A 12,183-nucleotide genomic window follows, 5' to 3' on the forward strand; every position below is an offset into this window, starting at 1 on the left:
AAAAGACCTCCAAAACTGGAGGTCCTTAACACCATATCAACTATAATAAAACTTATTATCAACTTTAAAACTCATTAATCATCACATAAAAATGACTTGAGTAGAGGCTGCTTGCACTTCCTGAAATATTAGTAAGATTAATCACAATACTTGAAGTGGAGTTCATTCTTGGATTAGAAATCGAGAATGTGGAGTTCCCTGCAAAATCTCCGGCTGGAGAAACGACTACAACAGCTCTTGTAGAGCCTGGTTGAAATCCGGCTGGAACTGCAATTTCCAACGTAGTAGATTTTCCCGGAGGCAAATTATTGATGGAAACACCCGGCCATACTTCAAAATTGATCTGATTTTTCTGTACACTGCCTCTTTCTCCCAGCTTATATTGCCCGTTTACATCTAATTTTACTGAGGTATTTGGAGCCCCCGTGCCAATGCCTACATTCGCATTATTATTCCCCAACACAATAGCATTGGCCTGTGAGGTAGTTGCTCCATATCCTATTGCAGTAGAGAATTGTCCCAGGGCATTTGCCTCTGAACCTACTGCTGTAGAGTTTTCTTTATTGGTAACAGTATTATATCCTAAAGCTGTTTCACTGTTTGTATTTGTTTTAGCATTATATCCCAAAGCAATTGACTGAAACCCTCCTGCTGAAGCATTATTTCCAATTGCGGTAGACTCATTTTTACTGGTTTGGGCATTATACCCAATAGCGGTTGATTTAAAAGCCCCCGCTGTTGATTTATTTCCTATCGCCAAAGCGTCATTGGCAGTAACTGCAGCTGCGCTACCAATAGAAATCCCCTGAAATGCAGAACTTGAACTTCCTATGGCAATTCCGTTCTGGCCAGCATTAGCCCCCAATCCAAAACTTACAGAATTATCAACACCTAGTCTTCCTGCTGTAGCAGCATTTACTTTAAAGATCAAGTCATCCATTGTTTTTGTTCCTAACGATAGAGTGGTATTCGCCCCGCTATAGTTTCCGGTATTCTCTCCTGTCGTATTCCATCCAGTACTGTCATTTCCCTTATTAGTACTAGCAGATGTTGAAAGCCTGTTCCATTTGGAAGCAAACCAATAATAAAATCCAGCTTCTGCTAATCCAGCCTTTCCGTTGTTCCATACAATAAGTCCATCTGCCGGAGTAGGTATAGTAACTGCATCCGAATCTGAAGTTAAGGCAATACTTGGAAGAAGCACTCCTTTATCTTTAGCACTTACATGAAGCATTGCAGAAGAATCCGGATTCGCCAACCCAATCCCAATCTGAGCATATGAAAAGACAGCAAACAGTAAAAAGAGAAGACTATATCGTGGATTATAATTTCTTTGCATCACCTATGTTTTTTGAGGGTGCAAATATACAAACTTTTTAATAAATTGATAATTATTTTAAAAAATCAATAATTTAACACACGGCAAAGTGATTAAAACAATCAGTATTCACATATAAATGAAAAATACATTAATTAACAGTGGTTTAAATACGCATCAATCAGTATAATTTGGTGAATTAAATTGCCATACTTAAAAACCGAACCATACATAATTAATAAAAAAAATCACTAAATTTTGAATAAACTATAATTGAAAATTTCTTGTAAAGCAAGTTTCAATATGATCATTTACCATTCCTGTAGCCTGCATATGGGCATAAATAACTGTTGAACCCACAAACTTAAATCCTCTTTTTTAAGATCCTTGGAAATTAAATCAGAAATTTCTGTGGTTGCGGGAACTTCTGATAAAGCCTTCGGCTTATTATCAATGGGAATTCCGTCTATAAAATCCCAGATATATTTTGAAAAGCTGCCGAATTCTTTCTGGACTTCCATAAATTTCTGAGCATTGGTTACGGCGGCCAAAATTTTAAGTCTGTTCCTTATAATTCCGGCATTATTCATAAGTTCCTCTATTTTCTCGTCAGAATAAACAGCAACTTTTTTATAATCAAAATAATCAAAAGCTTTTCTAAAATTATCTCTTTTGGAAAGAATGGTGTACCAGCTCAGACCTGCCTGGAAACTTTCAAGAATAAGAAATTCGAAGATCGTTTGATCATCATAAACGGGTTTCCCCCACTCTTCATCATGGTATTTCTTATAGAGATCATCTTTTTCACACCATCCGCAGCGTATTTTTTCCATAATTATTGATTTTAATAAAATAAAGGTAAGGTTGATTTAGAAAAGGAAAACAAAAGATTATGAAAAATTTAACAAAGTCATCAGATTTTAGGAATGGTTATTGTTTATTCAATACTACCAAACCAAATTTATAGTATTATGAACAATTCGGATTACAACAAAGCGGAAAATGCAGTAAACAATGTAGAAAATTCTTTACAGAATGCAACGGAAAATGCTAAATGGAAAATCAATGAATTGGCAGATAAAGCCAAGGATTATATTAATGAAAAACGGAATAATGACGAAGAGGCTAAACAAGAAGACTGGCTAGAAAGGGTAAAAGCTAATGTATCCGATGCCTGGGAAGACATTAAAGATAAAGCAGATGAGGCTTGGGAAAAAACCAAGGACGCAGCAGAAGATGTAAAGGCAGAATGGAACAAGAAAACCAATTAAAATTTCAGTCATATAAATATTTTCAAGAAAATGGGGTCTTATAATTGATAAGGCTCCATTTTTATTATGTCATAACCACAATTATTGCTACATTTGTATTTCAATAAACATTAAAAAATTATGTCATACGGTTTACTTAAAGGCAAAAAGGGAATTATATTTGGAGCCCTTAATGAACAATCTATCGCATGGAAAGTTGCTGAGAGATGTCATGAGGAAGGTGCAGAATTCATCTTATCTAATGCTCCTATCGCTTTGAGAATGGGAGAACTTAATGGTTTAGCCGAAAAAACAGGTTCTGAAGTTATAGGTGCAGATGCTACTTCTATCGAAGATCTTGAGAAACTTTTTGATGCTGCTGTTGCAAAATTTGGTAAAATTGACTTTATCCTACATTCTATCGGAATGTCTATCAACGTAAGAAAAGGAAAACATTATACGGAAATGAATTACGATTGGTTGGAAAAAGGCTGGGATATTTCAGCGGTTTCTTTCCATAAAGTAATGCGTGTAGCTTGGGAGAAAGACTGTATGAATGAATGGGGAAGCATCTTAGCACTTACTTATATAGCAGCTCAGAGAACATTCCCGGACTACAATGATATGTCTGATAACAAAGCTTATTTGGAAAGTATCGCAAGAACTTTCGGAAACTATTGGGGTGAAAGAAAAGTACGTGTAAATACCGTTTCTCAGTCTCCTACAATGACTACTGCAGGTAGCGGAGTGAAAGGTTTCGGAGGATTCCTTGGTTATGCTGAAGATATGTCTCCACTAGGAAATGCTACAGCGCTTGAATGTGCAGACTATTGTGTAACTCTATTCTCTGATCTTACTAAAAAAGTAACGATGCAGAATCTTTTCCATGATGGAGGTTTCAGCAGTTCAGGAGTTACTCAGAGAGTGATTAGTAAATATGATGCTGAAAACTAATCTACTGGCAAACTATTAAATCTGACGAGAGTACTCGTTTTACAATATAGAACCCATGAAAACCATTTCATGGGTTTCTTTATTTGCTACAGTCCAAGCAGGAATTAATCATTTCCGGCGAATTCACCTTCCACATAACCGCCATTAACATAACGGGATGTATCATTGGTGTGCCATGCATATACTCCTGCGACCATCACTCCCAAATCCTGTACATAGTCATACACCATATTCTGCCATTGATTGAAAGAAGGTAAATGCTCCTGCAGAACTAAAAACTCTTTCAAAAAATCATCATGAATCTCGAGTGCCATCATATAAGCATCGTGCAGGGACAGTTTGTTTTCCTGTTGCACCACTTTCACAATATTCATGGTATCACCTTCCCTATGCAGTTCTTTAGGTAATGAAATAATGTCATTATGAATACCTATCATCAAGGAACAAAGGGTATAAAGCCTTTTCATATGAGGATGATCAAAAATTTCATCCGGTAATAAACGATATTCTTTCTGCAACGCTACATAATTACAATAAGGTTGAACTCCACTGGTCGCTTCCCGAATCAACAGATAAACAGACAACGGAGGAATTTCATTTTTTCTATAATATACTTTTTCATCAGAATATCCCATAAATACATCTCTTATTGATTTTACAAATCTATTGTAGAGATGAGCAGGTACCTCACAAGCAATAGCATCCTGTCTTAATACCCAATACAGATGAAATATACCATTATCAGCCGGTTCTTTGGGATCATTTCCACTTAACAATTCAATAATACGATTGGTTATTTCATACATTTCGTCGCGCGAACAACGATCAAAGTAATCATCCATCATAGCTCCGTTAGCTGTATAATTTGCCAATGGTCTGAGTTCTTTAATTGTTTTAAGAAAGGGACAACCCCTAGCTGCAATATCTGTTAAATGATGCTTTTTATGTTTTTCACGAGCTTCTTTGCTGTGAAAAGCATATTCTGTATCAATCCAGTTGTAGTACTCTTCTCTTTGTTCATGCATAGCAGGGTGAACAAAATCAGGGAAAGGATACTGAGGTTTGGGAAGTTGCCGTAAGCCGGCATAAAATTCTTCGTTGGTCATTGATGTTTTCATAAAATTTGTTTTTCATATTAAAACTATATTAAAATTAATAAAAAAACAAAATAAAAAATGCACTATGATTAAATTTCACACCAAAGACCCTATTAAAAATAAAAACATAAAACACACAAATACTGATATTTAAAATAATTCACTAATTAAAAAAAACATCAAAAACCAATAAAGCCTTTAAATATTGAAATTAAAACTATTTAATCATATACGTTTATTGTGAATAATTTATAAATTAAAATTAATTTCCTATCCAGGATTAGGGAAAAGAATACGAAATAAAATCGGCGGCCTCTTCGAGGCCGCCGATTTTATTTCGTATTCTAGAAGTTCTTCATATTTAAAACGAAAACAAAAGCGGATTTATATGACTTAAGAATAAATTCTATCATTAGATCTTAGATTTATTATTCAGATACAAAAATAGTATGCAAATAGACGGACATAGTAAAAAGTCACACAACTATATGATTATCAACAAATCGTAGTTTTACTACAATTTTTTAATTTTTATTAAATATTATACTTTTGATGCGATTTTTTATCTAACTTTAGTGAGATAACTTCAGGAAAAACACACAAATCATGAAAAAAAAACACATCAAATTCAGATAAAATATCAGAGAATCATATTCCGGGTATTAACCGTGTGGTAAAGCTTGACATTGTTATTGATGGAAAGCCTATCAGCCACTTTAAGCACTTCTGCCTGCAACAAAGCGCCAAAACTCATCATCAATTTGAACTTACTCTAGCCCATGATTCTTTAGGGGAAACACAAAACCATAACTTAGAACAAGCAAAACAGTTTTTGGGGAAAAGATTGACCATTACTTTCAAGTATAAAGATCCTGAAAACGAAAGCCCGGAACGGACATTTGTAGGAGTTATTATGAAGGTAGCATTTAGTCAGGAAAAAATGAGTCTGGGAAATATTGTACTGAAAGGAAATAGCCCAACCATTCTGATGGATTCTGCTCCGCATACTCAAAGTTTTGGGGGCAATCAGCCAGTCAACACATCCATTATTGCTGACAGGATAATTAAAGAATCTTTGGGAACTAATGAGTTTGATTTTAAAATAGATACACAAAATAAAGGATACATTAATTATAGTTCACAATATTGCGAAACTCATTATAATTATTTAGCTAGAATTGCAGAGGCTTATGGAGAACAATTCTATTATGATGGAGAGGTACTTCACTTCGGAAAGTTACCACCTCATGAAAAGTCCATAAAACTTATTGACGGGAGTAATGTAAGTGATGTACAGATAGAGTTAAATGCAGTACATATCAAACCTGAATATTTTGGATACAATAGTAGTAATCACGCAAAGATGATAGGGTTTGATAATCAGATCAAACATCTCGGTGAACTATCATCGGAAACATATGAACTTAACAATAATATATTTAAAACCCGCTCCCTGACTCCTGCTCCTGTAAATCCTAATATGTTTCTTGATATAGATGATTCTCAGAAAAGTGCCAGAGGGAGTAAAGCTGTAGATGTCTTTATTGTTTCTGGAAAGACAACTGTACCATTCCTATACACGGGCTGTGTTGCGGACTTAGCCATGAGGAAACCAGATAGCTCCCAAACTTCACACTTTACCACTTTGATGATAACTGAAGTAAATCATGAGGTTGATTCAAGAGGATATTATACAGGAAGTTTTCAAGCCATAGCTGAAGGCACTGGGTTTATGCCTAAGCCTGATTTTATAATGCCAAAAGCAGAACCACAAGTTGCAACTGTTATCTCTAATGTAGATCCTTTAAACCAAGGAAGAATACAGGTGAGATTCGACTGGCAGTTGAATGATACCACTCATTTTATCCGAATGATGAGTCCTGATGCAGGCGGAACGGATGCAATAAGCCAGAATAGAGGATTTGTTGCCATCCCTGAAATTGGAGATCAGGTAATGGTAGGTTTTGAATATCATAATCCAGATTTTCCTTTTGCAATGGGAGGAATGTTTCATGGTAATGTTGCTTTAGGTGGCGGTATAAATAATCATTTGAAATCTATACAGACCAGAAGCGGAATTAAAGTTTTAATGAATGATGCGAATGGCAGTGTGACCATTCAAGATCCAAGTGGAAATATATATTTTATGGATGGTGATGGGAATATCAATGTTACTGCTCCGAATAAAATCACAATGAATGCAACTGATGTTGAAATTAATGCCAATAATAATTTTGATATTAATGTTACTAATAACATGACATCAACAGTAGGAAATACAGCAATGATGAACTATCTTCAGAAGACATTGATGAATACTCCTGTTATGTTGCAGACTGTATCTGAACTATTCCACGCTCAGGCAACAAAAACGATTATCAATACAGAAAATGAACTATTCATTCAGGCAAAAGAAGCGAATGTTGCAGGTACGCAAAAGCTATTCATGCATTCTGATCAGAATACTATTGTAAATAGCAAAGGTGCTGTGGATATGCATGGTAAAAAAGGAAACAATCAAACCAATAAAGCACAACCATATAAAAAGATTCCCATATATATGGATGGGAGATGCTATGTTAAATTTAGACCTCAATCTAATTGGAGTGGAGAATATGGTTTTGACTGGATGAGAATGGGAGACACTTCTTTGCCAGGGGATACTAAACCTAATGCATATAAATTTATTTCATCAAACTATAATAATTTAAAAACTGCTTACCAACAAAGAACTTTTACAAGAAAAGATAGTAGAGGAAGAAGAACAACATTTACCTACTTTGTACCTTGGTTGACATTATACCCTAAAAATGAGGCTCCAAAAGGTTTTACCCATACCTCAGCAAAGTTAGATGTAACTATTGATGTAGAGGTAGAACCAATAAGACTGGAAATTGAATGTGATGATGCATCATTATTTAGTTTTGATAAAAAAAGTTTTTCCCAAAAAACAAAAGGAATTCACAAAACTACAATTACTATAACATGTTTAAAATCTTTTGATAAATACCAAAATATTAAAGTCATATCTGTTTTTAAGAATGCAAAAGGTGAGGAAGAAAAAGCACTTGCAGGAAAATTATTAGTTACCCCCAATAAACAACGTTATAAAGTAGATTGTGTAATTGTAAAGGTACATACAAACATTAATGGTACTCCCTCAGAAAGTAAACCAAGCCTAAGCAAACAATCTACACTAAATCTATACTTAAGACAGGCTTTGGTAAACCCTAGTTTTCAAAATGCAATCGATTTAGATTTAAGATCGGACACTGATCCATTAGGAAAGAGAACTGGCTTAATGACACTATTCAATAAAGAAGCAAATGTAACTGGTGGAATAATTCCTGATGGGGCAACAGATAAAATTCAAATATTTCTAAATAATCAGGTTAGGGCTAAATATGGAAATAAATATGATAATGTTTATAAATTCTATTTTATAGCCCAAACTGCTGGAGGGTTATTTGGTCGTGCATTTGGAATTCCTTCATCTGCAAGATCAGTTGTAGTGTATAATCCTGGTTTTACAGATAGTACTATCGCTCATGAAGGGCTTCATGCAATGGGATTAGAGCATCCTTTTCATGGTGGTGAACACATGTTTAAGCGTTCAACGACTGATAATATTATGGATTATTCAGATATCGAAAGCGGAATACCTGTCATTCAAATATGGCATTGGCAATATCCGTTTATTTATAAAAATGTTAAAAAAATATAATGATGAAAAAAATAGCTTTCTCATTTGTTATTTTCTGTGTAATTTCTTGTCACAAGAATTTGGATAAAAAATTATATGAAGCTAGAGTAGGTTCATCTTGTGCCAAAACATCTTCCGGTGGATACATGATATATGATTCCTGCCGTTTAATCTTTAATCATAATAATGTTAAGATCCAATACTACCAAGCCGACACTAATAATCCTAAAATAATGAGAGAAAATAAAATTGAATATCATACATATACATTTGACGGAAATATAATTGATATTGATAATTTTCAATATGGCAGATTATTTTATAGAAAAGATTTACTTTTTACACTATACAGAATTGAAAGTACTGACACTTTAAAATTTATTAAAAAATGAGAAAAATAATTTTAATACAGTTATTGTTAATAATAATTTCTTGCCATTCACAGGAAAAAGAGAAAGTGAACAAGAAAATTAAAGACAGGCCACAGTCTATCCAAATTGAAACCTCAATAAACCCTAAAACAATGCAAACTTATACAACCGAAAAATTTGATATTGAAAACTATTTTAAACATAAAAATAAGGAATCTGGAAGTTATGAGTATGTTGATAAAAATGGTTACAAAGTATACGAAAGTGATATTGATGGATACACCTTTTTAAAAGATATCACACCGTTAAATTCTTTATTTATAACACATAAGAAATATTTTAAAAACGGTTCTCTAAATACAATGTGGGAAACGTTTGGACAATATGGCTTTATAAAAGGCAATAAATATGAATACGATGAACAAGGTAAACTTACAAAAGTTGAAGATTGGGATAAACCCTTTAAATTCAAGTGGGAACAAGTGAAAAAATATATTGAAAATAATTTAAAATTAGATTTACTAAAAGATCAAGTTGTAGTAACAAATAATTTTGTATTGCAAAATAATACTTCTACTTGGGAAGTTAATTTTAAAGGAAAATATAAAGATGTATTTGGAGTGTATTATCTGACGTTAGACGGAACAGATGGAGAATTATTAAAAGTAATTAAAATTTTGGGGCGTGATGGTGAAAAGCAAATAATTTACGAAAAAAAATAAACGTTATATAATGTCACAAAAAATCACTGATACCGCCCAATTATCCTGTAACCAAGGAACAATACCAAGTACTCTAAGTGTTACCAGCCAGAATTTCTCTACGGCTGAAGGAAAATATATTGCTACGGAGCAGGATAAACAGGCAAATCTAAATATTAAACCTTTTGGGCAATGCAAATTAAAACCTACTTCAGGGGGATATTTACCGTGTATTCCTGCTCCAACTACTTGGCAAAAAACCACGGAAAAAGATACCATCAATAATTACAAAATTCTTACTGAGGATTCATTTTGTATGTGTGGGACAGGCGGAAAAATCGAAATAGTGAACAAAGGACATGGAGAAAAGCATGAGACAAAATAATCATTACATATAATTCCTGATATAATAATCGGCGGCCTCTACGAGGCCGCCGATTCTGCTAAAATAATATTAATATGATGTTATAAAATTACGGTCTGTATAGAATGAGCCGGTGCATTCAGCTTGGCTGCCATTCCTTCAATCCAAAGATTGGTTTCAATATCGCTGTCGGAATCATTCATGATTACGGTGACTAGTTGACCGTTTTCATTCATAAAAGCTGAAGAAGTTAAAGCTGCTCTGTTAGAAGAAGAGCCTATTCTTTGTGCATTAGGTTTAATATACTTTGAAACATGTCCGATATAGTAATATTCGTAAGTATAAAATACTTCTCCTGTTTTTGTGTCTGCAATAATTGGCGCAAAGCAGAAGTTTCCTTTATGGTTAGGACCTCCGGTTTCATCCAGAAGAATATTCCAGTCTGTCCATAAAGCATTTCCTTTATTAAAATCGTTCAGCATATTCTTGCTGTATAGCTCTCCAAGGCTTACATCGTAAATTCTATCCATAGCAAACTGTTCTTTACAACCTTCTGTAAAGGCAAGGAACTTATCCGGAAAAGCTCTGTGGGTTTCGGCAAGGTTATCAAACAGCTGGGTTTTGTTGTTCCAGGTTTCATACCAGTGATACCCTATTCCACTCGCATATTTCGAAGTTTCAGGATCACTGAGTGTGGTGGTTGCTCTTTGATAAATCAGGTCTCTGTTGTGATCCCAGATCATTACTTTTTTATCTTTATAGCCATTTTTCCAAAGAGTTGGACCAAGATTATTCTTCAGAAACTCCCCTTCTTCCTCTGCTGTATAAATGCATGATTCCCAGGATTGGGTTGCCATAGGTTCATTCTGAACAGTTAACCCCCAGACATTGATTCCTCTTTTTTCATATTCTTTAATGAATTTAATATAATAATCTGCCCAGATCTGATAATATTGATTTTCCAGTCTGCCTCCTTTGTATAAACTTTTATTAGACTTCATCCAGGCTGGTGGGCTCCATGGTGAGAAATAAAAAGTAAAATTATTTCCTATTGATTTCTGTGCTTCCTTAATCATTGGAATTTTATACTTTTCGTCATGAGCAAGGTTAAATGTTTTTAAAGAAGTGTCATTATCTTCTACATAGGTATAGGAATCGCTGGAGAAGTCACAGGAATTCATATTGGTACGAACTACGGTATATCCCAGCCCGTTCTTTCCGAAATAAGCCTCCAGAATTTCCTGCTGCTTATTCTTTGGCATTTTGTAGAAGGTCTCTGCGGATGCATCTGTAATAGCCCCTCCAATTCCGATCAGTTTTTGGTATTTAAAATGAGGTGCTACAAAAATACAGGCTTCCGTTTCTTTTGGCTGTCCGAACTGTTCAAACTTCACGGCTCCTTTGTCTGCCATTCTTTCATTCACTTTCGAATTGGTTAAAATTACCTTAGCTGTTTTTCCTTCATGCTTTTTCCAATAATTCTGAGCATTGACATTGATGGCAATACCGATTACAAAACAACTTACGATTAGTTTTCTCATGATTTCTTTTTTGGACTTCTATGTCCTCTTTTTCATTATTTATTTTGATAGACTCTTACATAGTCTATATAATACTTTTGTGGAAAGATGCTGTCATCTATCCCCTCTTTTCCACCCCAGAAACCGCCTACTGCCAGGTTTAAAATGATAAAATAAGACTGGTCAAAAGGCCATGCTTCATAGGTTTTTTCTTTATTTTCATACGTGAAAATTTTCTGATCATCAATGTAAACATTAATTTTTTCCGGGGTCCAATCCGCTTTATACACATGGAATTTTTCGCTTACATCTTTTACCATCAAAGTGTCTGTCTTTTGAGTTCCCAGAATATGATTGTATTTTTTAGTATGTACCGAAGCGTGGATATAGCCTTGATTAAATCCTACATGTTCCATGATATCAAGTTCCCCGTCATCAGGCCATTTCTTCATATTTTCACTCATCATCCAGATGGCTGGCCATGTTCCTCTCCCTTTTGGAAGTTTTGCCCGAACTTCTACCGTTCCATATTGAAAGGAAAATTTCCCTTTGGTTAAAAGCCTTGCAGAAGTATATTTATTGTTCTCGCAATCTTCTTTTCTAGCCTCAATAATGAGATTTCCATTTTCCATACGGGCATTTTCAAGCCTATTTTTGGTATAGAACTGAGCTTCATCATTTCCATAGCCATCACCGCCCACATCGTAGTTCCATTTTAGTGAATCTGGAAGTCCTTTTCCGTCAAATTCATCACTCCAAATCAGTTTTCTCCCGAAATCTGCTTTATTTGAAACACAATTCGTCACAGATAAAACTAATAGTCCTGCTGCATAAAACTTAAGGATATTTCGGAATTTAATATTCATAATTGGTATGATGATTAAGTTGAGCTAAAGGTATTTTAT

Annotated in this window: 10 protein-coding genes and 1 pseudogene; 6 read left to right on the forward strand and 5 right to left on the reverse strand. The window is 34.4% G+C overall.

Annotation, left to right across the window (positions count from 1 at the left end; translation table 11 throughout):
* Positions 1 to 64: 64 nt before the first annotated feature.
* Both H5J24_RS11625 and H5J24_RS11630 read right to left on the reverse strand, forming a co-directional pair.
* Positions 65 to 1,339 carry a hypothetical protein gene (locus H5J24_RS11625; protein WP_068943053.1) on the reverse strand — a complete coding sequence of 425 codons (1,275 nt, stop codon included), beginning with the start codon at positions 1,337 to 1,339 and terminating at the stop codon, positions 65 to 67.
* 246 nt (positions 1,340 to 1,585) lie between these two features.
* A pseudogene (locus H5J24_RS11630) lies at positions 1,586 to 2,151 on the reverse strand (DNA-3-methyladenine glycosylase I).
* A gap of 138 nt (positions 2,152 to 2,289) precedes the next feature.
* Between H5J24_RS11630 and H5J24_RS11635 the strand changes: the two are divergent.
* Positions 2,290 to 2,589, forward strand: coding sequence for a DUF883 domain-containing protein (locus tag H5J24_RS11635; protein WP_082811183.1), 300 nt, complete (start codon positions 2,290 to 2,292; stop codon positions 2,587 to 2,589).
* Positions 2,590 to 2,709: 120 nt separating this feature from the next.
* Positions 2,710 to 3,522 carry an enoyl-ACP reductase FabI gene (locus H5J24_RS11640; RefSeq protein ID WP_068943051.1) on the forward strand — a complete coding sequence of 271 codons (813 nt, stop codon included), beginning with the start codon at positions 2,710 to 2,712 and terminating at the stop codon, positions 3,520 to 3,522.
* 104 nt (positions 3,523 to 3,626) lie between these two features.
* Here H5J24_RS11640 and H5J24_RS11645 read toward each other — a convergent pair whose 3' ends face one another.
* Positions 3,627 to 4,640 carry a terpene synthase family protein gene (locus H5J24_RS11645; protein ID WP_068943050.1) on the reverse strand — a complete coding sequence of 338 codons (1,014 nt, stop codon included), beginning with the start codon at positions 4,638 to 4,640 and terminating at the stop codon, positions 3,627 to 3,629.
* Positions 4,641 to 5,289: 649 nt separating this feature from the next.
* On the opposite strand from H5J24_RS11645, the gene H5J24_RS11650 reads away from it, so the two are divergent.
* The 4 genes from H5J24_RS11650 to H5J24_RS11665 are packed head-to-tail and all read left to right on the forward strand — an operon-like array spanning position 5,290 to position 9,779.
* Positions 5,290 to 8,343: a type VI secretion system Vgr family protein gene (locus H5J24_RS11650; RefSeq protein ID WP_232816318.1), complete on the forward strand. Its 3,054-nt coding sequence runs from the start codon at positions 5,290 to 5,292 to the stop codon at positions 8,341 to 8,343.
* A 2-nt stretch (positions 8,344 to 8,345) separates the two neighbouring features.
* Complete coding sequence (locus H5J24_RS11655; RefSeq protein WP_141395679.1) at positions 8,346 to 8,714, forward strand: hypothetical protein; 369 nt, start codon at positions 8,346 to 8,348, stop codon at positions 8,712 to 8,714.
* Positions 8,711 to 9,415: a hypothetical protein gene (locus H5J24_RS11660; protein ID WP_068943047.1), complete on the forward strand. Its 705-nt coding sequence runs from the start codon at positions 8,711 to 8,713 to the stop codon at positions 9,413 to 9,415. Before H5J24_RS11655 ends, H5J24_RS11660 begins: the two co-directional genes overlap by 4 nt.
* A 10-nt stretch (positions 9,416 to 9,425) precedes the next feature.
* Complete coding sequence (locus tag H5J24_RS11665) at positions 9,426 to 9,779, forward strand: DUF4280 domain-containing protein (RefSeq protein ID WP_068943046.1); 354 nt, start codon at positions 9,426 to 9,428, stop codon at positions 9,777 to 9,779.
* 80 nt (positions 9,780 to 9,859) lie between these two features.
* On the opposite strand, the gene H5J24_RS11670 is transcribed toward H5J24_RS11665, so the two are convergent.
* The gene (locus tag H5J24_RS11670; protein ID WP_068943045.1) at positions 9,860 to 11,299 is read right to left on the reverse strand and encodes a glycoside hydrolase family 30 protein; all 1,440 of its coding nucleotides are present in this window, start codon (positions 11,297 to 11,299) and stop codon (positions 9,860 to 9,862) included.
* Between the two features lie 35 nt (positions 11,300 to 11,334).
* Positions 11,335 to 12,144: a glycoside hydrolase family 16 protein gene (locus H5J24_RS11675; RefSeq protein WP_068943044.1), complete on the reverse strand. Its 810-nt coding sequence runs from the start codon at positions 12,142 to 12,144 to the stop codon at positions 11,335 to 11,337.
* Positions 12,145 to 12,183 lie beyond the last annotated feature (39 nt).

The organism is Chryseobacterium capnotolerans (assembly GCF_021278965.1).
GTDB classification, from domain to species: Bacteria; Bacteroidota; Bacteroidia; order Flavobacteriales; family Weeksellaceae; genus Chryseobacterium; species Chryseobacterium capnotolerans.